28 protein-coding genes and 1 tRNA gene are annotated in these 24,457 nt (G+C 69.8%); 19 read left to right on the top strand and 10 right to left on the bottom strand.

Annotated elements, in window-relative coordinates; all coding sequences use genetic code 11:
- Positions 1 to 1,026 precede the first annotated feature (1,026 nt).
- The 3 genes from BUE45_RS19070 to BUE45_RS31915 are packed head-to-tail and all read left to right on the top strand — an operon-like array spanning position 1,027 to position 4,139.
- The gene (locus tag BUE45_RS19070; RefSeq protein WP_073380723.1) at positions 1,027 to 1,443 is read left to right on the top strand and encodes a hypothetical protein; all 417 of its coding nucleotides are present in this window, start codon (positions 1,027 to 1,029) and stop codon (positions 1,441 to 1,443) included.
- A complete protein-coding gene (locus BUE45_RS31920; RefSeq protein WP_143173411.1) occupies positions 1,443 to 3,413 on the top strand; it encodes a hypothetical protein in 1,971 nt (656 codons plus the stop codon). Before BUE45_RS19070 ends, BUE45_RS31920 begins: the two co-directional genes overlap by 1 nt.
- 27 nt (positions 3,414 to 3,440) lie before the next feature.
- Positions 3,441 to 4,139, top strand: a complete 699-nt coding sequence (locus tag BUE45_RS31915; protein ID WP_143173410.1) for a hypothetical protein — start codon at positions 3,441 to 3,443, stop codon at positions 4,137 to 4,139.
- Positions 4,140 to 4,331: 192 nt separating this feature from the next.
- Here BUE45_RS31915 and BUE45_RS19060 read toward each other — a convergent pair whose 3' ends face one another.
- The 6 genes from BUE45_RS19060 to BUE45_RS32600 all read right to left on the bottom strand — a co-directional run bounded on the left by BUE45_RS19060 (position 4,332) and on the right by BUE45_RS32600 (position 8,226).
- Positions 4,332 to 5,168, bottom strand: coding sequence for a phosphotransferase (locus BUE45_RS19060; protein WP_073380721.1), 837 nt, complete (start codon positions 5,166 to 5,168; stop codon positions 4,332 to 4,334).
- Positions 5,143 to 6,051 (bottom strand): aldo/keto reductase, encoded by a 909-nt coding sequence (locus tag BUE45_RS19055; protein WP_073380720.1) that lies wholly within the window; start codon positions 6,049 to 6,051, stop codon positions 5,143 to 5,145. The genes BUE45_RS19060 and BUE45_RS19055 overlap by 26 nt, the downstream gene beginning before the upstream one ends.
- On the bottom strand, positions 6,048 to 7,232 hold the full coding sequence (locus BUE45_RS19050) for a cupin domain-containing protein (protein ID WP_073380719.1): 1,185 nt from the start codon (positions 7,230 to 7,232) through the stop codon (positions 6,048 to 6,050). Before BUE45_RS19050 ends, BUE45_RS19055 begins: the two co-directional genes overlap by 4 nt.
- A gap of 20 nt (positions 7,233 to 7,252) precedes the next feature.
- The gene (locus BUE45_RS32605; RefSeq protein WP_178378580.1) at positions 7,253 to 7,411 is read right to left on the bottom strand and encodes a hypothetical protein; all 159 of its coding nucleotides are present in this window, start codon (positions 7,409 to 7,411) and stop codon (positions 7,253 to 7,255) included.
- Between the two features lie 138 nt (positions 7,412 to 7,549).
- Positions 7,550 to 7,969 carry an ATP-binding protein gene (locus BUE45_RS19045; RefSeq protein ID WP_178378579.1) on the bottom strand — a complete coding sequence of 140 codons (420 nt, stop codon included), beginning with the start codon at positions 7,967 to 7,969 and terminating at the stop codon, positions 7,550 to 7,552.
- Positions 7,963 to 8,226, bottom strand: coding sequence for a hypothetical protein (locus BUE45_RS32600; protein ID WP_073380718.1), 264 nt, complete (start codon positions 8,224 to 8,226; stop codon positions 7,963 to 7,965). Before BUE45_RS32600 ends, BUE45_RS19045 begins: the two co-directional genes overlap by 7 nt.
- 224 nt (positions 8,227 to 8,450) lie before the next feature.
- Here BUE45_RS32600 and BUE45_RS19030 point away from each other — a divergent pair, with 224 nt between their 5' ends.
- The 3 genes from BUE45_RS19030 (at position 8,451) to BUE45_RS19020 (ending at position 9,878) form a co-directional block, all read left to right on the top strand.
- Complete coding sequence (locus tag BUE45_RS19030) at positions 8,451 to 9,275, top strand: helix-turn-helix domain-containing protein (protein WP_084737503.1); 825 nt, start codon at positions 8,451 to 8,453, stop codon at positions 9,273 to 9,275.
- Positions 9,272 to 9,442, top strand: a complete 171-nt coding sequence (locus BUE45_RS19025; protein WP_073380717.1) for a DUF397 domain-containing protein — start codon at positions 9,272 to 9,274, stop codon at positions 9,440 to 9,442. Before BUE45_RS19030 ends, BUE45_RS19025 begins: the two co-directional genes overlap by 4 nt.
- A 232-nt stretch (positions 9,443 to 9,674) precedes the next feature.
- Positions 9,675 to 9,878, top strand: coding sequence for a DUF397 domain-containing protein (locus tag BUE45_RS19020; protein WP_073380716.1), 204 nt, complete (start codon positions 9,675 to 9,677; stop codon positions 9,876 to 9,878).
- Positions 9,879 to 10,224: 346 nt separating this feature from the next.
- Here BUE45_RS19020 and BUE45_RS19015 read toward each other — a convergent pair.
- Positions 10,225 to 10,297, bottom strand: a tRNA-Lys gene (locus tag BUE45_RS19015).
- Positions 10,298 to 10,689: 392 nt separating this feature from the next.
- Here BUE45_RS19015 and BUE45_RS19010 point away from each other — a divergent pair.
- The 9 genes from BUE45_RS19010 to BUE45_RS18970 all read left to right on the top strand — a co-directional run bounded on the left by BUE45_RS19010 (position 10,690) and on the right by BUE45_RS18970 (position 18,470).
- A complete protein-coding gene (locus BUE45_RS19010; protein WP_073380715.1) occupies positions 10,690 to 11,559 on the top strand; it encodes a MerR family transcriptional regulator in 870 nt (289 codons plus the stop codon).
- Positions 11,560 to 11,664: 105 nt separating this feature from the next.
- Positions 11,665 to 12,183 carry a DinB family protein gene (locus tag BUE45_RS19005; RefSeq protein WP_073380714.1) on the top strand — a complete coding sequence of 173 codons (519 nt, stop codon included), beginning with the start codon at positions 11,665 to 11,667 and terminating at the stop codon, positions 12,181 to 12,183.
- A gap of 541 nt (positions 12,184 to 12,724) precedes the next feature.
- Positions 12,725 to 13,156 (top strand): hypothetical protein, encoded by a 432-nt coding sequence (locus tag BUE45_RS19000; protein ID WP_073380713.1) that lies wholly within the window; start codon positions 12,725 to 12,727, stop codon positions 13,154 to 13,156.
- Positions 13,157 to 13,456: 300 nt separating this feature from the next.
- Positions 13,457 to 14,272, top strand: coding sequence for an ABC transporter ATP-binding protein (locus BUE45_RS18995; RefSeq protein ID WP_073380712.1), 816 nt, complete (start codon positions 13,457 to 13,459; stop codon positions 14,270 to 14,272).
- 14 nt (positions 14,273 to 14,286) lie between these two features.
- Positions 14,287 to 15,198: an ABC transporter permease gene (locus tag BUE45_RS18990; RefSeq protein WP_073380891.1), complete on the top strand. Its 912-nt coding sequence runs from the start codon at positions 14,287 to 14,289 to the stop codon at positions 15,196 to 15,198.
- Positions 15,195 to 16,316: an ABC transporter substrate-binding protein gene (locus tag BUE45_RS18985; protein WP_073380711.1), complete on the top strand. Its 1,122-nt coding sequence runs from the start codon at positions 15,195 to 15,197 to the stop codon at positions 16,314 to 16,316. Before BUE45_RS18990 ends, BUE45_RS18985 begins: the two co-directional genes overlap by 4 nt.
- 87 nt (positions 16,317 to 16,403) lie before the next feature.
- Complete coding sequence (locus BUE45_RS18980) at positions 16,404 to 17,492, top strand: LLM class flavin-dependent oxidoreductase (protein ID WP_073380710.1); 1,089 nt, start codon at positions 16,404 to 16,406, stop codon at positions 17,490 to 17,492.
- Positions 17,489 to 18,151 carry a cysteine hydrolase family protein gene (locus tag BUE45_RS18975; RefSeq protein ID WP_084737500.1) on the top strand — a complete coding sequence of 221 codons (663 nt, stop codon included), beginning with the start codon at positions 17,489 to 17,491 and terminating at the stop codon, positions 18,149 to 18,151. Before BUE45_RS18980 ends, BUE45_RS18975 begins: the two co-directional genes overlap by 4 nt.
- A 67-nt stretch (positions 18,152 to 18,218) precedes the next feature.
- On the top strand, positions 18,219 to 18,470 hold the full coding sequence (locus BUE45_RS18970; RefSeq protein WP_073380709.1) for a DUF2795 domain-containing protein: 252 nt from the start codon (positions 18,219 to 18,221) through the stop codon (positions 18,468 to 18,470).
- A gap of 52 nt (positions 18,471 to 18,522) precedes the next feature.
- Here BUE45_RS18970 and BUE45_RS18965 read toward each other — a convergent pair whose 3' ends face one another.
- Together BUE45_RS18965 and BUE45_RS18960 are read right to left on the bottom strand one after the other, a co-directional pair.
- Positions 18,523 to 18,786, bottom strand: a complete 264-nt coding sequence (locus BUE45_RS18965; protein WP_073380708.1) for a type II toxin-antitoxin system RelE family toxin — start codon at positions 18,784 to 18,786, stop codon at positions 18,523 to 18,525.
- Positions 18,783 to 19,049 carry a type II toxin-antitoxin system prevent-host-death family antitoxin gene (locus BUE45_RS18960; protein WP_073380707.1) on the bottom strand — a complete coding sequence of 89 codons (267 nt, stop codon included), beginning with the start codon at positions 19,047 to 19,049 and terminating at the stop codon, positions 18,783 to 18,785. The genes BUE45_RS18965 and BUE45_RS18960 overlap by 4 nt, the downstream gene beginning before the upstream one ends.
- Positions 19,050 to 19,175: 126 nt before the next feature.
- On the opposite strand from BUE45_RS18960, the gene BUE45_RS18955 reads away from it, so the two are divergent.
- Positions 19,176 to 20,093: an aminoglycoside phosphotransferase family protein gene (locus BUE45_RS18955; protein WP_073380706.1), complete on the top strand. Its 918-nt coding sequence runs from the start codon at positions 19,176 to 19,178 to the stop codon at positions 20,091 to 20,093.
- A gap of 103 nt (positions 20,094 to 20,196) precedes the next feature.
- Here BUE45_RS18955 and BUE45_RS18950 read toward each other — a convergent pair whose 3' ends face one another.
- Entirely contained in the window at positions 20,197 to 21,087 is an 891-nt protein-coding gene (locus tag BUE45_RS18950) for an alpha/beta fold hydrolase (RefSeq protein ID WP_073380705.1), read from the bottom strand.
- 230 nt (positions 21,088 to 21,317) lie between these two features.
- Here BUE45_RS18950 and nhaA point away from each other — a divergent pair, with 230 nt between their 5' ends.
- From nhaA to BUE45_RS18935, 3 genes are all read left to right on the top strand, one after another.
- A complete protein-coding gene (nhaA, locus tag BUE45_RS18945) occupies positions 21,318 to 22,589 on the top strand; it encodes a Na+/H+ antiporter NhaA (protein WP_073380704.1) in 1,272 nt (423 codons plus the stop codon).
- A gap of 248 nt (positions 22,590 to 22,837) precedes the next feature.
- A complete protein-coding gene (locus tag BUE45_RS18940) occupies positions 22,838 to 23,041 on the top strand; it encodes a cold-shock protein (RefSeq protein WP_073380703.1) in 204 nt (67 codons plus the stop codon).
- Between the two features lie 232 nt (positions 23,042 to 23,273).
- Positions 23,274 to 24,457 (top strand): DEAD/DEAH box helicase (locus BUE45_RS18935; protein WP_073380702.1); only part of this gene is annotated, 1,184 nt, incomplete at its 3' end.

Below are 24,457 nucleotides of genomic sequence, written 5' to 3'. Positions count from 1 at the left end.
CGCCGCAGTTCCCCGTCCGTGTCCGGCCGAGCCGAGCGACCACCCGGCCACGCCCTCGACTATGGAGCCCGAACCAGGGGAGGACGAGTTTGCCGAGCTGGCCGACCGCATTCGCACATACCTTGCCATAAGAAACTGAAACGCCCTTTTTCGGGGGTGGGCCTGTGACTCAGCCGGAGACTCCGCCTGTGCCTGGACCTTCCAGAGGGCCTGTGACTCCGCCTGCGCACGGGCCCATTAGACCGGCCCACCCCCTGCGCGTTATCAGTGCAGGTCAAAGCCGATTCGGGTGGGCCTTTCGCAATCCAGACACATACCCAAGTGGGCAGTTCCTCTTCACATAGGGCGGGGCGGGCCCCGGCGGGAAAGCGCCCGCCCCGCACTCGATGACGCCAACGGCAGCGACTCCGGCCGGGCGACTTACGGCATTCAGCGGGCCCACACGTCCGCCACCCACCAACCAGACGACCAGCGGGTGTTCAGCGGCGCAGCGGGGCACTGGTGGGCGCGCACGGGACCGGGACGGGAACGGCGCAGCGACACCCAGCGAAGGGCGCGGGACGAAGATGCTCGGGAGGTGGGAGGCACGGTCAAGACAAAAGAGCGAGCTCCGAGCAAGCAACAGGCTCTTGGAACGAGAAAAACCCAGGCCTGCGACCTTGAAAAGGGCCTTTGACCTGGGCTTTTATGGGTAGGCCCCCAGGGGCTCGAACCCTGAACCCACGGATTAAAAGCCCGTTCCTGTCGCGCCAATACGCCCCACTACGCCCCCATAAATCCCCCACCGCCCCGCACCGCCGACACCACACAGGACCACCCGGCACCACCGAAGACCACCTCGTCCCCCAGCCACAGAGCAACTACCGATCAATCACCCCACCTCCCGAGCCATGGATCAAACCCGTTGGCAACTCAATTTGACCGCCCGCTGTCAGCTGAAAGCGGTTTGAAAGCACATGCCGGGATCCTTGTGCGTAGATTGCCCGACCCTCCTTCGGGGGCACGGTGGATGCGTGGGAGGTACTGGTGAGTTCACCGACGGAGATCGCCACCCTGGCGGCCAGTGCTGTCGTCGGCGCGATGGCAAACGGCACTTGGTCCTATCTCCGGGGCCGCTGCACTGAACTGCTCGAGAAACACATACCCGACGGAGTTGAGTCTCTTCTCGGACGGTTCGACTCCTACGAGGAGACTCTTGAGGATACCGAGCCAGAGAATCGGCAGGTCGTGACATCGACCCTCACCAGGGTCGCGGCTCGCGACCTGGCTGATGTCGCTGGCCGGTCGCCTGACGCTGCGGAGGACATTCGCGCCTTGGCCGATGCCGCGGCGTCCGTCTCCGGCGGGGAGATCGTCAACATCGGTACCACTTTCAAGAACATCGAGGTTGGCGGCGACTTCAACGTTAGCGGCCGGGATAACAATATCACGAAGGGCGCGTGATGAATTCCGAAACAGCAAGCACGAATGAGCGTGACACGCCCGAGAAAACGGTTGTCGAAGGCGATCTGTACTACGCGCATCGGGACAACAACTTCATCACGAACTACATCACGGGTCTGACGTACCTGCGTCCTCATGCCGTCGAACGGAGAACCATCCTCTCCGATAAACTCTTCGTCTCGTCTTTTCCTGTCAAGCCCGTCGAGGGCGGCGTGTGCGTTCTGGTCGGAGCACCAGACTCGGGGCGCCGTACCGCCGGACTTAAGATCCTCGACCAGATGCCACCGGGTGCTCCGATCTTCGAACTCTTTCCGGACTGGGAGGAGCCGGACGCGGAGCGCATCCCCAGCGAGAAGAACACTGGATATCTGCTCAACCTCACAGGTGTGCACGAGACTCTTAACGAGGAATTCCGCCAACAGTTGTCCGTCTATGCCTCTAAAGCTCAGAAACGCGGCACCCAGCTGATCATCATCGCAGGTGAGCACGTTTGGCCGATCAGGGATAGCGAATGGTGGCAGTTTCGAACCGATGTGAGAAAGCACGTCCGTCCGAATCCTCACGACATCGCCCGCCAGCGAATCAAGGAGAATAATGAGTCGCGGGCGGAGTGGTTGGAGGAGGGCAAGAGTGATTTCGCGAAGCTTCTGACAACGGATTCCTCGCCTGCCCGAGCAGTCGAGCTTGCTGAAATCGTTCTGGCAGCGGAAGGCCCGAACGATGCTGAGGCCCGTGACCGATTTAACGGATGGAAATCCCAAATCGAGGAGTGGTTCGTTAAAAAGGCGTCCGGGAAGGAGGAGGTGGAGTCCAGAGCATTGCAGATCTCCGCGGCCTTCCTGGATGGATCACCCGCAGGTACAGTCTTGGCGGCGGCAGACGAGCTTTTGAAAGACTCAAGGCTGAACTGGCCTGAACTGGAAGGCGGCGCGTTAGCCTCCCCCGATGACAAACACCGGTGTGACGCAGCCAAGCTTGACTTCTCGGACGGAGCCGTTTCGATCACCGTATCCCGGCCTGGTATAGACCAGGCTCTGATCCGCTATGTCTGGGGGAATCGTCCGCGTTTAGTTCCTGTTGTGACGACTTGGCTGACCACCATCAGTGCGCCGGAGGGGGTGGCGGCGAACTCTCTGAAGAGGTTGGCTGATGTGCTGAGCGACGTCGCCATGACGGCAGGTCCGGACGCGATTATGGGCTTGGCGGCGAGATGGCTCAAGGACGGACAGAAACGGCGCGCCGACCTCGCAGTAGACGTACTAGAGCAACTTGCCGTACACCCTGTCCTTGGAGCTCAAATCCGCAGGGATCTCAGTGGTTGGGCCAAGGGGAATACCGAGGTCGAACGTCAGAGGGCCGTTGTCGCTGTCTGCCGGGGGCGACTCGGAAAAGAGTATCCACAGATCGCCCTGACCCGGCTGAGGTACGTGCTCGACAGGGCAAAAAGTGAAAGCCCCCGGACCGAAGCAATCACTGCTCTGAGGGTTCTACTTGCCGATCCGGGTAAGTCGGCAGTCGTTCTCAAGACCCTTGTCGATTGGGCGCAGGGCAACGAGTCTGGGGCATTCAGCGGCCGGGCTTTCCTCGAACTGCTAAGGGAACCAGTTCCGCCAGGCGAGGGTCATGGCGTCGCCCAACACATTCTCACCTTGGAAGAGGAGTCTGCTGGGGCCATCCGACAGCTGTTCCGGGACGGCTGGCTGGCGTCCTGCGAGCGCGAGGGGATGCGGCCTGCAGTGGCGCAGGCGCTATCGAACTGGTGCGATGCCGTGCGAGACGAAGTGCTCCCAGCCGAGGCCGTCGGCGAAATCATTCCTGGGGTGTTCCCGCAGATCGCGAGTGCGACAGACAGAGACTTCAGCAAAATCTTCGGAAACTCCGATCCGTTCCGGGCGGAGATGACGGAAAAGTTCTTCGAGTACGTCCGTGATGCTCTGAATCAGGGACGGGGCACGGCGGAAGACGCATAGATGTGGTTGTTCCGCCGCAGAAAAGTAATGGATAACGCGCACAGGACAGGGGACCCGAACCGCAAGTTCTCCATCCTGATCGAGAGCGCCGACCGGGGCCTTTACTTCGAAGCAAAATTCGACTACGAATGGCGAATCAGAGAGGAAAATCAGGACAAGATCCTCAACCCCGACGCCGTGGCACGGAGCCTGCTGGCAGACGCGGTAAGGGGAAAGGTGGCCGCCCATCCGGTGCTCCATACGAATGAGGCTGAATGGGCGGCTAACCGCCAACTCTCAAAGCCGATCGTCACCGATGAGCGGCTACTTATCACAGGCCAAGTCCGGTTGTGGACACCCCCGACCGTCGCGGAGGAGGCTCGAGTTCGGACCGCTGCGGCCAACCGTGTCCGTCTCCAGGAAGCCGCAGAGACAGCGCGCCTCGACGCACTTAGAGATCGGTTATTCTCCCAAGATCTGGGTCTGGTGTGGTGGATCGACCGGTACGCGGACTCACAGTTCACGGATGGCGATCCGGCAGAGAAGACCGCATCGGCAGTGAGGGCCTTCAAGACGCTAACTCATGCTCTGCGTCAGGACTCCATGCGGGAAAATCCGAACGACACGGCGCTACTCCGAGCGCGCATGGAAGAGCTGATAACCGTTCTCGAGAACCCAAAACTCGCATCTATTCTAGAGGAGCTCATCGCCTTTCTAGCAAGGCGACAGGAAGCAGAAGTCAAGTGAATCGTTTCGGAACAGGGAGACCGTGGACGGAAAGTTTTCTTCGCTGCAAGTGCAAGAATTTGAAAGGAATACACGACCAACGGATTGAGCAAGTCAGCCCGCGGTGAATGCACTTGCACGGAGTGTCTCGTTCCGGTTGTGATGGAGACTCTGGTGTGTGCCGAGTTTCGGACCACTCTCGACTGCTACCGGTCACGAGATGAGAAGCTCTTCGGCCAAACGTTGAACATGAGGCTTGAGGGGGGCGTGGAGGGGGTCCCGATCAGCCGCCTGGATGATCTCGGCGCAGATCACCCACTGCGCGAGCCGCCCAGCCGGGTTGTCGAGCACGTCGGCGAACACTTCGCGCACCCGTACCGCGGTCGCGGGTTCGGTGAGGGAGTAGGCGTGCAGGACCGCGGCATCGTACCCAACCGGGGCACTCCCCCAGCCTTCCCAATCGATGATCTGGAGCGGGTCGGTGGTGAGGTTAGCCCAGTGCAGGTCCCCGTGGGAGGTCTCCCACCGCCCCACGGTCAGATCCCGGCCGTGGAGGGCGGGGATGAAGCGGGGAATGCGGTCGATGTAGTCCTGCGTCATCACCTGGCGTCCCGCCGGGGCCGATGTCCGGTGCAGGTGGTCCAGCGCGATACGCAGGTCGTTCCACCACCGGTCGGTCACCGGAGCCGGAGCGGTCAAGTTAGGCGTCGGGGAGAGTTCTCGTCCTTGGAGGCGCTCCCACAGGTGAGCCTGGAACACAAGGCCGTTCTCGTCATTCCAGGCGAGCTCGCCGAGCAGGGCGGGTCGAGGGATCTCCTCCGCCAGGAGGACATCGGCCAGGTTCGCGCCCTCCCAGATCTTGCCGCCCGGCCGGGGCGCGGCCATGACCCGCAACCACCCCTGCACATCTTTTACGGTGACCGGGCCCCCGAGGGTTCTACCGCCTGTCCCCGCCCGCAACAGCCCTTCGGGCGCGGGGGTCGCGGCGAGTTCGCGGGCGGCCCGGTGCCAGGGCCCGGTCAGGTCAGGTGACGGGTTGGAGGAGGTCACAGATGTCCTTGAGTCGAAGCGGCGGCAGGCGTTGGCCGGTGACCGTCGCGGCGGCTTGGCGCCAGTGGTTCGTGTTGGCGGTGCTGAGCAGGACCCCGCTGAGGCCGGGGGTGGAGGTCGCGACCAGCAACGCCGCTCGCACCGGGTCGGTGCCGGTGGCGATGTAGTCGGCCAGGTGGTCGGTGATGCGGGCGGGCAGCTCTCCGCCGTGCAGCGGCGCCGATCCCCACACCTCCCATCCTGCAACGCGAGCGGCAGGGATCGGGCCTGTTCCAGTGAGGGCTTGGCGGATCGGGTCGATCTCCACCATGGACACCGGCAATTGCACCGCTGTCAGCCCGGTGTTCGGGCTGCCCGCTGCTTCCTCGGCGAGGCGGGCCAGATCGGGGACAGTGAACGCGCCGTCACGGAACCCGGACCAGGTGGCGACCCCGTACCCGAGCAGGAGGCCTTCGGCGCGGGCTTCCTCCAGGGCGGTGAACGCCTCCCGGATCCGGGCATGCAGCCCCTGTCGATCTCCGGTGTGGTGGTCGGGGTTGTGCAGGTACACCAGGTCCAGCAAGGGGCGCTGGAGTTCGACCCGGCTCATCCCCACCTGGTAGCGCACATAGGCCGGAGCGATGCTGTGCCGGGCGGCGGCCTCGCCCTCGGTGAGCACCCCACTGAGCAGAGCGGCTCGGGCCTGGCCGGCGGTCATATGCCCGACCTTGGTCGCGATCCGTACCCTGGGGTGTTCTTTGAGAACCGGGGCCAGGGCCGCCTGGTGGGTGCCCTTGCCGTAGGCGGGGGCCGTGTCGATGAGGGGGCACCCGGCCGCAGCCGCGATGGTCGCCGAGGTGACAACGTCGCGGCTGCGGTAGGTGCCCAGGCCCAGCAGGGTCATTCCGCTTCGCCTTCCCCCACCAGGGCTCCGTCCTCCAGCAGCCTGCACAGCAGATCGCCCAGGGCGTCCCGCGGGACGGCGGGGACGAGCTGGGCCAGTTCCTTGACCGTGGCCGTGCCGGTGTCGGCCAGGTAGGTGAGCACCGGTGCGGCTGCGGGGGCGATGCGCCAGCGGCGCCCCTGGGCGGCGTAGACGGCCTCGCCCCGGCCGGTGGTGAGGGTTCCGCGCCGAGTGGCCAGACGCAGCAGAGAGGTGTCGGTGAGGTGCCCTGTCACGGCCATGGGAAGGCTGAACGCCATCCGGGCCGTGGCGGTCTCGTTGCCGTCCCGCCAGTACTCGCCCACCACAGCCGGGTCCTGGAGGCGGGCGGTGAGTAGTTCGCTCATCCGGTACGACCAGTCCGCGAACGCGGCCGGGTCCCGAGGCACGTCGATGCGGACCTGTTCGTGTTCGACCATACGGGCGGTGAGCCAGGACAGGAAGTCGGCCCCGGTGGTGGTGTTCAGCCCGCAGGTCAGGTGCAGGCTGGGTTCGCCCTCGGAGGCGGCGACCGCGTGCCAGCACCCGCGGGGGACGTGGAGAACGTCGCCGGGTTCCATGACGAACTCATCGATCGGTTCGGTGGGCGGGTCCTCGTCGAACTCGACGTCGTGGTGCAGGGGTGCGGTGCGGGTGGTGCCGTAGATGCGCCACCGCTTGCGGCCCAAGACCTGGAGCACGATGACGTCGTGGTCGTCCCAGTGCACGCCGAACCCCTCCTTGGGGGTCCAGCTCGCGTAGGCGTTGGTCTGAATGCCGGTGCCCAGCCAGGCCTCCATGCCCGCGACCAGGTCGCCGATGGGCGGGTGCATCTCGTCGATCGCGTCCACCACCAGGGTGGCGCCCTCGCGGAGCCGGCGGTGGAGCAGGTGGGGGACGGGGGCGTTCCAGTCGGGCATGCGCCGGTACCGGCGCCGCCGGGTGTAGTGGCCGACGTCGATGGCCTCTCCGGCCGAGAGCCGCACGCGGGGGGTGTCGATGCGGTGGGTGGCCAGGAGTCGGTTCAGGTCCTGCCAGGTAAGCAGGTCGGCGAAGACGTTCGGGTTGTTGTCGGGGGCGGGGTAGCGCTGGTGGTGGCGGCCGAGGACCTGGGCGGGGAAGGTGTCCCCGCCCAGGCGGCCGCTGATCAGATCAGCGGACAAGGGTGCTCCTCAGGGGGTTCCTAGTGGAAGCCGTCGTTGGTGTCAGAGCGGCCGGTGCCGCCGCCGTCGGAGGGCTGGTCGCCGCGCGAGCGCAGGGCGGCGATGTCCTCGACCGCGATGAGCAGGCCGTTGTCGGGGGCCGTCCGCGGGGCGGGGGCCTGGGTGGTGTCCGTTGCCATCAGGGGTTCACTCCTTGGATGAGGATTCGGTTCCTGTCGGGTCGGTAGCGCCGGAAGGGGGGTGCTCGGGCCATGGCCATGGGTGACGGCTTTCTCATCGCGGGAGGTCTTGTGAACTCCGGTGGCGGTTGCCCCGACTCAGCGGGCGAGCTCCGCGTACACTCCGGTGCCGACTGTCAGCGCTCCCCACTCCAGGCACAGGGCCTCGACCAGGAGGAGACCGCGGCCGTGGGTCGATGAGGCGTTCCGGGGGCGAAGCCTGGGGGCGCGGCCGGGTTTGGGGCCGGCGTCCTTGACCGCAACCCTGATGCGGTCCTCGTGGGCGTAGAGGCGGAGGGTGACGTTCTCGCCGGGCAGGCCGCTGCGGGTGTGGGTGAGAGCGTTCGTGACCAGCTCCGAGGTCACGAGGGGCAGCATGTCGGGGACCGCGATGTCCCAGGTGCGAAGGGTGGACTCGACCCAGGTGCGGGCGAGCGCGACCGTGGTGAGGGCTTCTCCCGGGAAGGTGCGCCGCGCCTGGTGGAGCGCTTGCCGAACCGGGGCCGTCGCGATCACCACCCTGCCCGCTCTCGGTACGCGAACTCCGCGGCCGGCGAGAGTTCGAGAGCGGCCACGGTCGGCGCGAAGAGCGCGACTCGGAAACCGCAGGTGATCTCCTCCGCGGTGAGCAGTGCCCGGTCGTAAGCGGCCCACTGCCTTTCGGGAACGGCGTGGGGCAGAACGCGCACCACCCATCCGAGATGGAGGAGACCGACGATGCGGGTCAATGTGCGCAGCCCTGGAGGGACGGCGTCCAGGACGGTAGAATTCGGCATGTTCTCACCTCTGGCGTAGGGGTGAGGGCCGTACCCGGAGCTGGTCGCACAGCTGCCGGGTCCCTTATTGCACCCTCACCGAGAAGCGATTCCGTGGCGCTTTCGTGCCACTCGGTACGCACACCCTCGCTGACCAGCACAGCAGCGTCCAGAGATGTGCCATTTCTGGAGAGCGAATCGCACAAGCACTACCAAGCTGCTTGCGTTTGTGGTTTCTTGGTGCCATGACTGGAAAACCGAAGATCGTTGATGAAGTCGCCCAGGAAGAGTTTGCCCGCGAATTGATACGTTTGAGAACAGAGGCCGATTTGTCCCAGCGGGAGCTGGGGAGACTCACAGGCACCTCGGGCCAGCAGATCGGGGCCATCGAACGACTTCAGCGCCGCCCTTCCAAGGAGTTCACCGTCGCCGCCGACAAGGCACTCGGTGCCAACGGTCGGCTACGAAATCTGTGGCCACAAGGTCGGGCAGCACCATCCCGTTGGCTTCAGAAGTACGTTGACATTGAGGCGAAAGCCCTGGTCATCCAGCAGTTCCAAGCTCAGGTCGTTCCAGCGCTCGTGCAATCAGAGCCCTATGCACGAGCGACACTGGAAGCGGCCTATCCTCCAAGCCCGCCAGAGAAACTCCACGACCTGCTGCAATCACGCCTACAACGGCAGAAACTGCTGGACCGGAGCACACCTCCGCTGGTCCAGTACGTCATCGATGAAGCGACGCTGCATCGGACCATCGGTGGCCTTGACGTCATGAGGGAACAGTTCCAGCGGATCGTTGATGTCGTGACGAGCAAGCCCTTCGTCACGGTCCAGGTACTGCCCTATGGACGCGGAGCACACTGCGCGCTGGAGGGGAGCTTCACCCTGCTCGGCATGGCCCCGAGCGAGTACCTTGTGTACAGCGAAGGCGCTGGACGTGGCACCCTCTACACCGAACCTGATCTAGTTGCAGCGAACACCCTCAGGTTCGGCGCTCTACGGTCGCTTGCACTGACACCGGCCGAAAGCGTGCAGATGATCCAGTCACTGGCGGAAAGGGGAGCAGCATGAGCTCCGTCCCTTGGCACAAGTCCAGCTACAGCGGCAACACGGGCGAGTGCGTGGAAGTCTCGGAGGGCCCGGAGACGCGCGTCCGAGACACCCAGCACAGGGACCTAGGACTCCTCTCCGTGTCGGCTGCAGAGTGGTCGGCGTTGATCAACGCCATTACCAAGTAGGGCCACGACCTGACGAGGGTCGGTCCCGCACCGGGCGCAGTGGTGCAGGACCGATCCGCATCCGAACCGTCTCGGGCCGTCCAGCGCGAGCTTGGGTCTTGAGGCGGCACGCGCGGTCGGATTTCGATCACTTCGTCGGCCCTCGGCCGCGAACGCGAAGATAAGCCAGAGCCTCACCGCCGCAGTGCATGATGTCGCCATACCTCCGTGATGAGCAGAAGGGGTTGGAGCGATGAACAAGTCACCGGTGTCGCCTGGCACGGACTGGCACAAGAGCAGTTTCAGCAACGGGGGCACCAACTGCGTCGAGGCGCGCGAAGGCTCGCAGGGAGCCGACCTGCGCGACTCGCAGAACCCCCTCCTGGGTCAACTGAGTTTCGCCTCCCCGGAGTGGGCCGGGCTCCTCCAGGGCATTAAGTCCGGCCACCTGGCCTGACCCACCGCACACTCACCACCAAGCCCCGGAACCACCGTTTCCGGGGCTCCTCCGACCTTGCTCCCCTTTCACGCGGTGGCATATCTGACCTGCGGGGATGAAGTAACGGATTATACGTCCGTTGGAAGTCGGCACCGACCAACGGATTTCCCGAGGAGCGGGGCGAAAGCTCCCGAATCATCCGGTTTTGGAAGGCGCCGAACAGGGGTGTTGCTCCGGCTTGCCCGGCAAGGTAGGAGACACGGCGAAGGCAACAGAGTGCGTTCGGGGCGACCGGCGGGTGCCGCGAACGGGAAAACCCCGGATCGGGGACCGAAACCGGGGCTTTGACCTGGGATTTCACGGGTAGGCCCCCAGGGGCTCGAACCCTGAACCCACGGATTAAAAGTCCGTTGCTCTGCCAATTGAGCTAGAGGCCCGTGGCAGGCCCGTGTGAGCAGGGCCGACGCCACCGAGGCCAGAGTCTACCGGATACGCCCGCGGGCACGCAGTCGAGTATGCGCCGGGGGTCGCCGGCGGCACGGTGACCCCTCCCGGGGGACGGGACCGCCCAGGGGACGGCCGTCCGGATCGACGCCCCGGCACCGGGTGGACGGCGGCGTCGCGCCGCGCCGAGACGGCCGCAGGGCGGCGCGCGGCGGCGGAGCGTCACCGCACCGGCACACCGGCCCCACGGGAGCCCCTGTGCTTCTCTGGAAGCGCATCCGCGCCCCACCCGGCGCACCGGTGCCCCGGCGGGCGCGGCCCCCTCGACGTTCCCCACCCGTCCCCTTGACCCTGACACCGTGTCAGGCCCGAACGTGGAGGTGTCATGTTCACCATCGGAGAGTTCGCCTCGATCGGGCGGGTGAGCGTGCGGATGCTCCGGCACTACGACCGGATCGGTCTGCTCGCCCCCGCCCGGGTCGACCCCGACACCGGCTACCGCTTCTACGAGGTCGGGCAGCTCACGCGGCTGAGCCGCATCGTGCAGCTGCGCGGCTTCGGCCTGGGGCTGGAGGACATCGCACGGATCGTGTGCGGTGACCCCGACCCCGCGCGGGAGCGGGAGATCCTGGAGGCGGCCGGCGCCGGCCTGCGCCGGGAGATCGCCGAGAGCCGTGCCCGGCTGAGCCGGATCGAGGCCTACCTCCGCCGCAGGGAAGGGGTTCCCGTCATGTCCACCTCCGACACCATCGCCGCCGAGCTGCGCCGGGTGGAACCGCAGCGGATCGCCGTGCTCATCCGCCCGGCCCCCGGCGCGGGGCCCGAGAACGTCGGCCCCGTGATCGGCCCGATGTTCCCCGAGGCGGCCGGGCTCCTGGCCGCCGCCGGGGTCGGCGACCACGGTCCGGCGATCGCCTTCTACACCTACGACGAGTCCCCCGGGGCGGACGGGGACCCGGCCGACCCCTCCTGCGGGGACGGCCTCACCGTGACCGCGGGCTTCGTGGTCCCCTCGCGGGTCCGGGAGGTGCCCGGGCTGGAGGTGTCCGACCTGCCCGGCGGCGAGGCGGCCGTCACCACCCACCGGGGCGAGGTCTCCGGGATCGGGGAGACCTGGGCCGCCCTGGTCGACCGGGTCCGGGAACAGGGCATGGAGCTGGCCGGCGTCTGCCGCGAGGTCTACTGGACGCCGGGCGACCGGCCGCAGCAGGAGTGGGTGACCGACCTGGTGCAGCCGGTGCGCCGGGTGTCCTGACCCCGGCCCCCGGCTCCGGCACCTCCCGGCCCCGACTCCGCCCGGCCCTGGCGCCGCCGCGAAAACCGCTGGTCGGCGCCGGGGCGCTGTGCCAGGCTGCCGCCCATGAGCGACGACACCCGTATCGGCCTGCTGCGCCGCCAGTTCGACCTCACCTGGGGTCTGCTGGAGTACCACCTGGACCGCCTGGTCCCCGAGGACGTCCTGTGGAAGCCCGCCGACCCGTGCTGGACGATGCACCGGTCCGGGGACGGCTGGGTCCCCGACTGGTCCGACACCGAGCCCGACCCGGTCCCCGTGCCCGACGTCGGCTGGGTCACCTGGCACATCGGCTGGTGGTGGGGCGTGACCCTGGACCACCTGTCCGGCCGCGAGCCCCGCGACCGGGAGGCCGTGGCCTGGCCCGGCCCCGAGGGGGTGGTGGAGTGGCTGAACGCTCTGCGCCGTGAGTGGGTCTCCGTCCTGCCGACCGCCCCCCTCGACGACCCCGCGCCGTTCCCGTGGCCGGAGGGCTCAGGGATGACGGTGGCGGACACGGCGGCGTGGGTCAACGCCGAGCTGATGAAGAACGCCGCGGAACTGGGCCAGCTGCGGCTGCTGCGGGCGGCCTCCGCGGCCCCCTGACCCGCCCGGCCGCCGGGCCCCCGGGGCCGCCGTCGCCGATCGCGACGGCGGCCCTTTTCATCACTTCCACCTCATCCATCTCTTTAGTCACACGCGCACCATCCGCGAATACGGAGGGGCGCCGCGGGCCAGCGCCCCTTCCCGGAAATCGCTCCCGGGATTGCGCCCCGCCGGCCGTGTCCGCCCCTCTCCGGCGGGGCCGCGGAAGGCTCCGGCTCACCGCCTCCCGGCGCCCGCCCCTCCCCCGGCGATTACGCCATAACGACGGGGAAACCTTTTTGTTCGATTTTCAACCTCTCCAGGAAAACAGCCGTACAAAACCGGCGAAGCGCACAGGCGTACGCATCCGGACCCCCCTCGATTCACCCCCCGGAACGGGGCTCCGGAAGGGGTCCGCCCCATTCCCAGCCAGTGTGATACGCGTCACATTCACCCTTCCGGAAAAGCGCAGGTCGATACATCGGACCCACCTCTGAGCAGAGCGGACAAAGGTTGAAAGGAGAAGGTCACTGGGACCCTTGTGCACTAAGGTCTTCGTCCCATGAGGGAAACAGCGGTACGTGAACCCGCGGACACCCTCGCCCGGCGACCCGACAACACCGAACTGTCCCGGGCGCTGTCCGCACAGCTCGGCATTGACCTGGCACCGCGCGAGTTCACTCTCGCCGACGGGGTCCGGATCGGCGTGGACTGCGCCGACGGCGACCCCCCGGGCCTGCTGGTGCAGTGCTCGCCCTTCGCCGGCCAGGTGAAGTCGTCCCAGCGGAACAAGGTGATCGCCGACGCTTTCAAGCTCGCCTGGCTGCGGGACGTCCACTTCCCGCGGGCCCGGGTCCTCCTGGTCCTGGGAGAACCGCTGTCCAGGCTGTTCGGCCGGGGCGCCTGGCTGCCCAGCGCGTTCGCGACCCAGAGGATCACCGTTGCCCTGCTCGACGCGGACCTACGCCTCCGCGTCCTCGATATCGGTACGTGACAGAGCCTTCATCCAGAGTTAATACCGGCTCCCTAACGTCTCACCCCGTCACACAACCCCGCGGGCCGTCGATCCTTCGGTCTTCCACCCGCTCTCCAACCGCCAGCCCCCGGTCCGTCGTACCCGGGGGGCGCCAGGAGGGTGCGCCCGTGGACTTCTCTTTCGTGATCCCTTTCATCACCGCCGGAACTCCCGGCGACCGTTTCCTCACCCCGACGGCCTGATCGCCGTGCGCGCGCTCGCCCCACCACGAGCGATGACCCTGTGCAACCATGTGTTCACACAGAATGAGGAGCGGGTATGACACACGCCCCGGACGACCTCGGCATCCGCATCCGCGGCCTCACCAAGACCTACGACGGCGGCGATCCCGCGCGTCCGGCCCTGGAGTCCGTCGACCTGGACGTCGGACCGCGCCGCTTCGTCAGCCTCATCGGACCGAGCGGCTGCGGAAAGTCCACCCTGCTGCGGGTGATCGCGGGGCTGGAGGACCACGACACCGGGGAGGTCTCCCTCTTCGGCTCCAGCCCGCGCGCCCTGTGCGCCGCCAAGGGGGTGGGCCTGGTCCCCCAGACCCCGGCCCTGCTGCCCTGGCAGACCGTGCGCCGCAACATCGGCCTGCCCCGGCGGGTCAACCGCCGTGCGGGGACCGGCGGCGAGGACCCCGACGAGCTGCTGCGGGCGGTCGGCCTGTCCGACGTCGCCCACCGGTACCCGCACGAACTCTCCGGCGGGCAGCGGCAGCGGGTGGCGATCGCCCGGGCCTTCGGCCTGGGCCCCCGGCTGCTGCTCATGGACGAGCCGTTCTCGGCCCTGGACGAGTTCACCCGCGAAGCCCTGCGGTTGCAGCTCCTGGGCCTGTGGCAGCGGCGGGCGACGACGGTCGTCTTCGTCACCCACTCCGTGCGCGAGGCGGTCACCCTCTCCGACGAGGTCGTGGTGATGTCCGCCCGCCCCGGACGCGTCCACGAGGTGGTGCGGGTCGACCTGCCCCGCCCCCGGGACGCCGCGGTCGTGACCGGGCCGCACATGCACGCCATGGAGGACCGCGTCCGCGCGTCCCTCCAGTCCGCCTGGGAGACCGGAGCCGCCCCCGACGACCTCGTCACGCTATGAGCGAGAGCATCCACATGACCGCGACCGTTCCCCTGCGCCCCGCCCACGACCGTCCCGGCCCGGCGCCCGCACCCGCCCGCCCCGGGCGCCGCCGGCGCGACCTGCCGCGCGGCCCCCTGCACCCGGCGACCTGGGCCCCCACCGCCCTCGTCGTCCTGGTGCTGGCCGCCGGCTGGTCCGCGGTGGCCGCCGAGCACCCGTACATCCTCCCCCGGCTCTCCGACGTCGGCCTGGCCCTGGCCGACCGGCCCGAGGTCTTCCTCTCCAACGCCTGGAGCACGCTGTCCATCGCCCTGGTCGGGGTGGCCTGCGGGGCCGGCGTCGCGTTCGCCCTGGCCCTGGTGATGTCCGAGGTCCCGGTGGTGCGGCGCGCCCTGATGCCGCTGGCCGTGGTCCTCAACGTGACCCCGGTGGTCGCGCTGGCGCCCGGGCTGGTCGTCGCCTTCGGGTTCGGCATGGCCCCCAAGGTCATCGTCACCGCGATCATCACGTTCTTCCCCGTGCTGATCAACGTCACCACCGGGCTGCGGGCGGTGCCCGAACCCGTCCTGCACGTGTTCCAGACCCTGCACGCCTCCCGGGCCGAGGTGCTGTGGCGGCTGCGCATCCCCTACGGCCTGCCCTACACCCTGGCCGCGCTGCGGGTCACCATGCCGCTGTCCATCGTGGGCGCCGTGGTCGCCGAGTTCGTGGCCGCGGGCAGCAACGGCGGGCTCGGCACCCTGATCAGCACCTCCGCCTCGGCCGCCCGGCTCGATTCCGTGTACGCGGCGATCGCCTGCCTGGCGACCCTGGGCGTCCTCATGCTCGCGCTGGTCTCCGCCGTCGAGCGCCGGGCGCTCTTCTGGCACGAGTCGCAGCGCACCCATGCCTCCCGTCCCCGTAGATCCCACCCTGCCCAACGAACGGAAGAGCCCCCCAGATGACCACCCCCACCACCCCCCTGCCGCGGTACCTCGGTGCCGCGGCCCTGACGGCGGCCGTGCTGGCGACCGCCGCGTGCGGCGGCTCGGAGGCCGCCGACGAGGCCCCGGCGGCGTCAGCGCTCGCCGTCAACGACGAGCGGTGCACCACGAACCAGGACGCGGGCACCGTCACCTACATCTCCGGCTACTTCTACCAGGCCTCGGTGAGCCAGCTGGAGGTGTTCGCGGCCGAGGGCCTGGGCTTCTTCGACGCCGTCTGCCTGGACGTGGAGATCCAGGGCGGCACCGGAGACGTCATGGCCAGCTCGCAGCTGGTGTCGGCGGGCACCGCCCACTTCACCCCGGTGGCCAGCGAGGCCGAGATCGTGCAGGCCAACGAGCAGGACCACGAGGTCGTCGGCATCGCCACCTACGGGCACGTGCCGATCTCCTCCCTGCTGACCGGCCCCGAGGTCGAGGACCTCCAGGACCTGGAGGGCCAGACCCTCGGGCGGCCCGGCATGCTCGCCGCCCCGCTGGAGGCGATGCTGACCACCGCGGGCGTCGACGTCGACTCCATCGAGCAGGTCGACACCGGCTACGACCCCAGCATCCTGCCCCGCGACCAGGTGCAGGCGCTGGCGGCCTTCCGCTCCAACGAGCCCCACCAGCTCGACGCCATGGACGAGACGTACGTCGAGTGGCTGCCCGAGGACTTCGGCGTGGTCGGCTCCTTCGGCGTGATGGCCACCAACCCGGAGTGGGCCGCGCAGAACCGGACCGTGGTCGAGGACTTCCTGCGGGCCCTGGCCAGGGCGTTCGACTACTGCGAGGAGAACGGGCAGGAGTGCGTGGAGCAGGCCGCCGCCCTGGACCCGACCGGCGAGTTCGACGTCGACCACAACCTCAAGGTGTGGGAGGCCGAGAGCGAGCTGGTGCGCGCCTCCACCCCGGACGAGACCGGCTTCGGCTACATCGACCTCTCCCTGACCGAGGCCGAGACGCAGAACCTGGTCGACAGCGGCGCCCTCGACGAGGTGCCGGACCTGGAGCCGCTCTTCGAGCCGCACTACCTGGAGGCCGTGTACGTCGCCGGGAACGTGGTGTGGCCCGCCGAGGAGGAGCAGCAGCAGGAGTGACCCCTCCCGTCCCCGGGGGAACGGCCACGGGCACCGGGGCGACCGGCCCCGGTGCCCCCCACCAACACCGCGAGCGAGGAATCCGAGTTGTCAGAATCTGGCGGCACGACGGCCGCCGACACCGAGTACGGGGTCTTCCTGCCCATCGGCAGCGGCGGGTGGATCGTCTCCGACACCGCACCGCACCCGGAGGCGACCTACGCCTACAACCGCCGGGCCGCGGTCTTGGCCGAGCGGTACGGCCTGGACTTCGTCATGTCCATGGGCAAGTGGCGCGGGTACGGCGGCACCACCGACCACTGGGGCAGGACCCTGGAGTCGATCACGATGATGGCGGGCCTGGCCGAGGCCACCGAGCGGGTCAAGGTGTGGGCGACCGTCCACACCAACCTGTTCCACCCGGCGGTCACCGCGAAGATGTTCACCACCCTCCAGGAGATCGCGGGCGGCCGCGCCGGGATGAACATCGTGGTGGGCGCCTACGCCGAGGAGTTCTCCCAGATGGGGCTGTGGGACGGCGGCCTGTCCCACGCCGACCGGTACCGGTGGACCGAGGAGTGGACCTCGGTGCTGGAGCGGCTGTGGACGGAGCCGTCCGTGGACCACGACGGCGAGTACTTCCACCTGGACGACTGCCGTTCGCTGCCGCACCCGGCCCAGCGGCCGACGCTGATCGCCGCGGGGCGCTCCGAGGCCGGGCTGGAGTTCCAGTCCCGGCACTGCGACGGGTCGTTCCTCACCGCCCAGGACCTGCCGGGCCTGCGGGAGGCCAGCCACGACGTCAAGCTGCGCGCGGAGAAGCAGGGGCGGACCATCCGCACCTACTCGATGCTGACGGTCGTCATGGCCGACACCGACGAGGAGGCCGAGGCCCGCAGGACGGCGTACGGGCGCGGCGCGGACGTCGAGGCGCTCGTCAACATGAAGGTGTCCTGGGGACTGCCGCCGGAGCGGGCGCTGTCGCTGACGGCGGAGCGGCCCGAGGACGAGGCGTTCCAGACCCCGTTCGTCACCGGGTCCCCGGAGACCGTGGCGGAGCGCATCCGGGAGATCGTCGGGTTCGCCGAGCTGGACGGCCTGATGCTGATCTTCCCCGACTACCACGCGGACCTGGCGGACTTCGGGGAGCGGGTGATGCCGCTGCTGCGCCCGGCCGGGGCGGGGGCGGGGCCGTGACCGGCCCCTTCATCGACGTGGCGGGGCACCCGCGCCCGCTGCCCGGCCCGCCCGGGGAGGCCGCCGTGCTCGTGGTGGACACCCAGCGCGACTTCGGCGACCCGGAGCGGCTGCCGTGGCTGGACGCGGACGCCCGGGCGCGGGTGAGCGACGCGCTGGCCGGGACCCGGCTGCTGGTCGACCGGGCCCGGGCGGCGGGCGTCCCCGTGCTGTGGGCCCGCCTGGAGCAGGACCCGGACGAGCCGTGGGACTCCTCGCGGTGGCTGCGCGGGATGGCGCACCTGTCCGCCGCGGAGGCCGCCGCCAAGGAGCCGTGCCTGGTGGGCACCCCGGGTCCGGAGTGGTTCGGGGCGCACCCGCGCGCGGGGGAGGAGGTGGTGACCAAGCGCCGCTACTCGGCGTTCCACGGCACCGACCTGGCCCGCCTGCTGTACGTGTCGGACGTCTCCTGGCTGGTGGTCTGCGGGCTCACCGTGGACTGCTGCGTCGACGCCACCGCCCGGGACGCCTTCCAGCACGGGTTCCGGGTGGTGGTGGCGGCCGACGCCACCGCCACCTACGAGCGGGAGCGGCAGGACGCGGCGCTGGCCGCGCTGTCACGGCACGCCGCGGTGGTCGCGGCGGTCGACGCCGTCACGGCCCTGTGGTCCGGGGGTTGACGCTCCCGGCCGCCGGGTAGTCGCCCCGTGCGCCGGGGGAGGTGCCCGCGGCGCACGGGGAGGGGCCATGGGGGTCGAACGCGGACGGGCCGGACTGCGCCGAATCCTGGAGGGCGTCGCATTTCCCGCGGGCAGGGACCGCCTCGTCGCCGCCGCGCTGGAGGCGGACGGCGACGAGGAGCTCCTGAGCGCGCTGCGGGCGATGCCGCCCGCCGACTTCTACGAGGCGAACGAGGTCCTGCGGGCGGTCCCGCTGCCCGAGGACGAGCCGGACTCGCACACCGAGTCGGCGCGGTCCGGGGAGCGCCCGCAGCGCTGACGCCGCGGCCGGGCCCCGCCGCGCGGGGCCCGGCCGGGTCCACTGCGCATCCTCACGGCCGGTCGTAGACGCCGGAGCGGTGGCCCACGTGGACGACCCACACGATGAGGCGGTCGTGCTCCACGGTGTAGACGACCCGGTAGTCGCCCACTCGGAGGCGCCGCACCTCCGGGTCGCCTACCAGTGCGGTGGTGCCGAACCCGAGGGGGTCCGCCTCCAGCTCGGTCAGTTTGCGGAACACGTTCATGGCCACGGTCCGGGGGAGCTTGCGCAGCTCCTCCCTCGCCTCGGGGCGGAAGATCGTCCGGTAGGTCACTCCGGCCCTTCCAGGATCTCGGCCATGACCTGCTCCATCGGGATACCCGGGGCGGGGTCGGCCATGCGCTCCCTGACGAGGCGCAGGACCTCCTGCTCCTCCAGCAGCTGGTAGCGGCGGAGCATCTCGATGGGGACGACGGCCGCGACCTCCCGGCCCCGGCGGGTGATCACCGTGGGCGAGTCGTCTCTATCGGCTCTGTCGACGACGTCGGCGATGTGGTCGCGTACCTGGCGAATGGTCTCCACCTGAACCTCACTCATGAAAGCAAAGGTACCAGTCGTACCTTTGGTACACACGCCGCGCGGGGTCCGGGCCGGGCCGCGCCGCGCGGGGTCCGGGCCGGGGCGCGGTTCCGGGCACGGGCGGGGGTGCCCCAGGATGGGCGGATGGACATTCCCGAGGCCGAGGTGGACATCACCCCCGGGCTGGTCCGCCTGCTGCTGGCCGACCAGCACCCGGACCTGGCCGGCCTGCCCCTCTCCCCCGCCGTCCACGGGTGGGACAACGCCCTCCTGCGGCTGGGCGACGCGCTGGCCGTGCGCCTGCCCCGGCGGGAGCGGGCCGCCGGGCTCGCCCTCAACGAGCAGTCGCGGCTGGGGGAGATCGCCGCGCGCCTGGACACCCCGGTGCCCGCGCCGGTGCGGGTCGGCGTCCCCGGGCGCGGCTATCCCTGGCACTGGGCGGTCGTCCCCTGGTTCGAGGGGCGCCTCGCGGCCGAGGTCCCCGCCGCCGACCGGGACGCGCTGGCCGGGCCGCTGGCGGACTTCGCCGTCGGACTGCACGCCCCCGCTCCCGCCGACGCCCCCGTGAACCCGTTCCGGGGTGTGCCCCTGGCCGAGCGCTCCGCCGGGTTCCGCCTGCGGCTGGAGTCCGTGCCGGGCCTCGCGCACCGGGACCGGCTGGCCGGCGTGTGGGAGGGCGCCGCCGCCGCGCCGCCGTGGCCCGGGCCGCCGCTGTGGCTGCACGGCGACCTGCACCCCGCCAACATCCTGGCCCGCCCGGACGGGCACGGCCTGGCCGCGGTCCTCGACTTCGGCGACCTGACCTCCGGCGACCCCGCCACGGACCTGGCCGTCGCCTGGATGCTGTTCGGCCCGGCGGGACGGTCCGCGTTCCGCGCCCGGGTGGACGCGGCGGGCGCCGTCGACCCGCACGTGTGGACCCGCGCCCGGGCGTGGGCGCTGCTCTTCGGGGTGCTGCTGTCCGCCCACTCGGACGACTCCCCGCTGCTGGCCGGGATCGGGGCCCGCACCCTGGACCAGGTGCTCCTGGACGGGGACGCCCGGGAAACGGGCAGGGGCTGAACCGGGAAGGGCCCCACTCCCTCGACGGGTCCGTGCACGGCCCGGGCCCGTCGGCGCGCCGCTTCCCGGGCGCCGCAGGACGCCGGGGCCCGGCGGGCCGCGGTCAGTCCAGGGAGCGCACCAGTTCGTTGACCCGTTCGGGCTGTTCGTAGGGGGCCAGGTGTCCCGCCCCCTCCAGGACGGTGACCTCGGCGTCCAGCAGCCGGCGGGCCGGCCCGTGCAGGCGGGCGGGGGAGTAGAAGACGTCGTCGGAGCCGGTGGCCACGACCACCGGGGTGCCCTCCCAGGGGCGCAGGCACTCCATGGGCAGCGGCCCCGGGGCCAGGCTGGTCCGGCAGTGCCGCCCGACCAGGGTCATCCACGGGGCCAGCGGGTGCACCCGTGCGCCCCGCGCCGCGGAGGTGTACCCGGGGCCGCTCATGTGGTCGAGCAGGCGGGTGCTCTTGTCGTCGCGGGGCCCGATCATCCACGGCAGGGTGACCCGCATGAGGTCCGGGTTCACCGAGGCCGCGGTCAGGCCCGCCGGGCCGACCATCACGACGGCGCGGACGAGCTCGGAGGGCTTGGAGGACAGGGCCACGGCGGCGCCCAGCGAGTGCGCGAGCACGGTGGCCGGGCGCGCGGTGAGCAGCGGCAGGACCTCGTCGAACCAGGCGCCGTAGGCGACCGCCCGGCCCGACCGGGGCCGCAGGCCCTCGCTGAGCCCGGGCTGCCCGGGCAGGTCGACCAGGGTGACCGGGCGGTCGCGGGCCAGGACCCGGGCCAGCTCCACCGAGGTGGCGGAGTTGAAGTTGGTACCGCCCAGGACGATGACCGGAGGGGCGTCCCCGCCCGGGGCGGCGAAGGCGCGGGTGGCGCCCAGCCCGGTGCTCAGCACCGGCAGCGGGACGAGCGCGGGCCACGCCGCGATGCGCTCCCCGCACCAGTCCCGGATCTCACGGGCGCCGGTCCCGGAGCGGTAGACGTGCGTTCCGTGGAGGTGTGGGTCGGGCATCGGACACCTGCGTTTCCGGATGGGAGTTGTGCCACCGCCGACCAGTGTTCCCGGCACACCGGAGAACAAGCCTCTGCGACGCACCCGGACACCGAACGGATCAAACGGACGTATATGCTCTGCCCTGGACTTTCGCCCCGTACGCGGAGAGCACGGGGCATGACTCGCGAGTCCTAGGTGTGCCGGGAAGACTGGTCGGCGGTCCCACAGCCGTCTCCAGAAAGCCGCCCATGAGCATCGACCCGCCGGCACACTCCCCGTCCCGGGGACCCCTCTCGCGTCTGGCCGAAGCACTGCGCAGCGACACCGTCGGGGGCTTCCTCCTGATCGGCGCGGCGCTGGTCGCGATCGTCTGGATCAACTCGCCCCTGGGCGGTGTCTACGAGGACCTGCGCGCGGTGACGCTGGGCCCCGAGTCCCTGCACCTGAACCTGTCGCTGGAGACGTGGGCGGCCGACGCCCTGCTCGCCGTCTTCTTCTTCGTCGTGGGCAACGAGCTCAAGCAGGAGTTCGTCAACGGCGAGCTGCGCGACCCGCGCCGGGCGATGCTGCCGATCATCGCGGCGGTCTGCGGCATGGTCGTGCCCGCCGCGATCTACGCGGCGGTCAACTTCTCCTCCCCCGAGACGCTGCAGGGGTGGGGCATCCCGATGGCCACCGACATCGCCTTCGCGGTGGCCATCCTCGCGGTCATCGGGCGCCACCTGCCGCCCGCGCTGCGCACCTTCCTGCTGACCCTGGCGATCGTCGACGACCTGGGCGCGATCGTGGTCATCGCGGTGTTCTACACCTCCGGCATCGACCTGCTCATGCTGGCCGCCGCCCTGGTCGGCCTGGTCCTCTTCGGGTACCTCCAGCGGGGCCGGGGGCTCGCCGCCCGCCTCAACGCCTCCCGGCTGCCCAACTGGGCGGTGTACGTGCCGCTGGCGGTCGTGATCTGGGTGCTCATGCACGAGAGCGGCGTGCACGCCACCATCGCGGGCGTGGCCATGGGCCTGCTGATGCGCACCGCCAAGCTGCCCGGCGAGGCGCACGACCCCAGCCACGGCGTGGAACAGGTCCTGCGGCCCTGGTCGGCGGGCCTGGCCCTGCCGATCTTCGCCTTCTTCTCCGCGGGAGTGGTCATCGACGGGCTCGGCGCCGTCGTGCGCGACCCGGCGTCGCTCGGCATCATCCTGGGCCTGGTCGTCGGCAAGACCGTCGGCATCGCGGGCGGCTCGTGGCTGACCACGAAGGTCACCCGGGCGGAGCTGAACCCGAGCCTGAAGTGGATCGACATCGTGGGCATGTCCCAGCTCGCGGGGATCGGCTTCACGGTGTCGCTGCTGATCAGCGAACTCTCCTTCGCCGACTCCCCGGGGCACCTGGCGCACGCCAAGACCGGCGTGCTCGCGGCCTCGCTCATCGCCACCGCCCTGGCGGCGGTCGTGCTGGGGACGAGGTCGCGGCACTACCGGCGCCTGGCCGCGGACCGGGTCGGCCCGGAGGGCGGCGGGAGCTGAAAACCGCGCCACGCCGGGGTTCCGCGGTTTTGCGCGGGACCCCGACCCAATTCGCCGCCGTTTCGGTACCACATGCCCCGGTGCCGTGCGACACATCGAATTTCCGGGACAGCGTGATTCACGTGTGCTAGGTTCTAGGAAGTTGCAGTCGTGACTTCCGATGGATCCATGTCTTCGGGAGATCACCGCGGTGACGGGAAAATCGTCATCAGCGGTTTTCTTCATATCTTCCGACGAGAGGCATCCATATGGCGACCGGTACGGTCAAGTGGTTCAACAGCGAAAAGGGCTTCGGCTTCATCGAGCAGGACGGCGGCGGCCCCGACGTCTTCGCCCACTACTCGAACATCCAGGCCACGGGCTTCCGTGAGCTGGCCGAGGGCCAGGCCGTGCAGTTCGACGCCGTCGCCGGGGCCAAGGGCCCGCAGGCCGAGAACATCACCCTGCTCTAGCCTGATCCCGGGGGGCTCGCGCTCCCCCGCGACGGGGTCCGCCCTACGGGCGCCGGACCCCGTCGCTCTTGTTGTGCCGCCGGTTCTTCGGACGTCGTTCTCCGACCGGCCCCCGCGCCCCGGGAATCCCCGGGTGAGCGCGCACAGGTTTCATCCATCCGGCGTACCCGGTTTCCCCCTGTGAGGCCGCAAGGCCTCCCGCCCGGCGAGCGCCGTCGGCGAAAGGCCCCACATGAGTCATCCGTACCGCACCACCGGTACGAGCCGCAGCCGCCCCTCCCGGGGGTACGGCCGGCAGCGTCCCCGCACGCCCTCGCGTCCGCGCAGCGGCGGCCCCTCCGGCGAGTTCGCGCTCCCCGTCACCGTCACCCCGGCCCTGCCCGCCGCGGAGTCCTTCGCCGCGCTGGACATGCCCGAGGCGCTCAAGCGGACCCTGGCCCGCCAGGGCCTGACCACGCCGTCCGAGATCCAGGCGGCCACCCTGCCCAACTCCCTGGCCGGACGCGACGTCCTGGGCCGCAGCCGCACCGGCTCCGGCAAGACCCTCGCCTTCGGCCTGGCCCTGCTCGCCGGCATGGACGGACGCACCGCCGAACCCCGCCGCCCCCTGGCCGTGGTCCTGGCCCCCACCCGGGAACTGGCCCAGCAGGTCGCCGACTCCCTGGAGCCCTACGCCCGCTCGGTGGGGGTGCGCACCGCCACCGTCGTGGGCGGCATGCCCATCCACCGCCAGGCCCGCTCCCTGCGCCAGGGCGTCCACCTGGTCGTGGCCACCCCCGGACGCCTGCGCGACCTGATGGAACGCGGCGACTGCGTCCTGGACCGGGTGGAGTCCGCCGTCCTGGACGAGGCCGACCAGATGACCGACATGGGCTTCATGCCGCAGGTCACCGCCATCCTCCAAGAGGTCCCCGCGGGCGGGCGGCGCATGCTGTTCTCCGCCACCCTGGACCGCAACGTCGACACCCTGGTGCGCCGCTTCCTCAACGACCCGGTCGTGCACTCGGTCGACCTGTCCGAGGGCGCCGTCTCCACCATGGAGCACCACGTCGTGCACGTCTCCCCCGCGGAGAAGAAGGCCGTCGCGACCAGGATCGCCGCCCGCGAGGGCCGGGTGATCATGTTCCTGGACACCAAGCGCGCCGTGGACCGCATGGCCGAGCACCTGCTGGCCAGCGGGGTGCTGGCCGCGCCCCTGCACGGCGGGCGCAGCCAGCCCCAGCGCACCCGCACCCTGGACCAGTTCAAGCGCGGCGACGTCACCGCGCTGATCGCGACCAACGTGGCCGCCCGCGGCATCCACGTCGACGGGCTGGACCTGGTGGTCAACATCGACCCGCCCACCGACCACAAGGACTACCTGCACCGGGGCGGGCGCACCGCCCGCGCCGGCGAGTCCGGCAACGTCGTCACCCT

This window comes from Nocardiopsis flavescens, from assembly GCF_900141985.1.
GTDB lineage: Bacteria > Actinomycetota > Actinomycetes > Streptosporangiales > Streptosporangiaceae > Nocardiopsis > Nocardiopsis flavescens.
Note: the sequence above shows the minus strand (reverse complement) of the source record. Positions and strands in the feature narration are given on the sequence as shown.

Excerpts from the sequence above, each read along its gene's own strand:
- BUE45_RS18990 (WP_073380891.1), top strand. The coding sequence starts at position 14,287 with ATGACCGCGACCGTTCCCCTGCGCCCCGCCCACGACCGTCCCGGCCCG.
- BUE45_RS18985 (WP_073380711.1), top strand. The coding sequence starts at position 15,195 with ATGACCACCCCCACCACCCCCCTGCCGCGGTACCTCGGTGCCGCGGCC.
- BUE45_RS18960 (WP_073380707.1), bottom strand. The coding sequence starts at position 19,049 with ATGAGTGAGGTTCAGGTGGAGACCATTCGCCAGGTACGCGACCACATC.
- BUE45_RS32605 (WP_178378580.1), bottom strand. The coding sequence starts at position 7,411 with ATGGCAACGGACACCACCCAGGCCCCCGCCCCGCGGACGGCCCCCGAC.
- BUE45_RS19005 (WP_073380714.1), top strand. The coding sequence starts at position 11,665 with ATGAGCGACGACACCCGTATCGGCCTGCTGCGCCGCCAGTTCGACCTC.
- nhaA (WP_073380704.1), top strand. The coding sequence starts at position 21,318 with ATGAGCATCGACCCGCCGGCACACTCCCCGTCCCGGGGACCCCTCTCG.
- BUE45_RS19020 (WP_073380716.1), top strand. The coding sequence starts at position 9,675 with ATGAACAAGTCACCGGTGTCGCCTGGCACGGACTGGCACAAGAGCAGT.
- BUE45_RS31920 (WP_143173411.1), top strand. The coding sequence starts at position 1,443 with ATGAATTCCGAAACAGCAAGCACGAATGAGCGTGACACGCCCGAGAAA.
- BUE45_RS19000 (WP_073380713.1), top strand. The coding sequence starts at position 12,725 with ATGAGGGAAACAGCGGTACGTGAACCCGCGGACACCCTCGCCCGGCGA.
- BUE45_RS19025 (WP_073380717.1), top strand. The coding sequence starts at position 9,272 with ATGAGCTCCGTCCCTTGGCACAAGTCCAGCTACAGCGGCAACACGGGC.
- BUE45_RS19055 (WP_073380720.1), bottom strand. The coding sequence starts at position 6,051 with ATGACCCTGCTGGGCCTGGGCACCTACCGCAGCCGCGACGTTGTCACC.
- BUE45_RS18940 (WP_073380703.1), top strand. The coding sequence starts at position 22,838 with ATGGCGACCGGTACGGTCAAGTGGTTCAACAGCGAAAAGGGCTTCGGC.
- BUE45_RS19010 (WP_073380715.1), top strand. The coding sequence starts at position 10,690 with ATGTTCACCATCGGAGAGTTCGCCTCGATCGGGCGGGTGAGCGTGCGG.
- BUE45_RS19030 (WP_084737503.1), top strand. The coding sequence starts at position 8,451 with ATGACTGGAAAACCGAAGATCGTTGATGAAGTCGCCCAGGAAGAGTTT.
- BUE45_RS31915 (WP_143173410.1), top strand. The coding sequence starts at position 3,441 with ATGGATAACGCGCACAGGACAGGGGACCCGAACCGCAAGTTCTCCATC.
- BUE45_RS18970 (WP_073380709.1), top strand. The coding sequence starts at position 18,219 with ATGGGGGTCGAACGCGGACGGGCCGGACTGCGCCGAATCCTGGAGGGC.
- BUE45_RS32600 (WP_073380718.1), bottom strand. The coding sequence starts at position 8,226 with ATGCCGAATTCTACCGTCCTGGACGCCGTCCCTCCAGGGCTGCGCACA.
- BUE45_RS18950 (WP_073380705.1), bottom strand. The coding sequence starts at position 21,087 with ATGCCCGACCCACACCTCCACGGAACGCACGTCTACCGCTCCGGGACC.
- BUE45_RS18995 (WP_073380712.1), top strand. The coding sequence starts at position 13,457 with ATGACACACGCCCCGGACGACCTCGGCATCCGCATCCGCGGCCTCACC.
- BUE45_RS18955 (WP_073380706.1), top strand. The coding sequence starts at position 19,176 with ATGGACATTCCCGAGGCCGAGGTGGACATCACCCCCGGGCTGGTCCGC.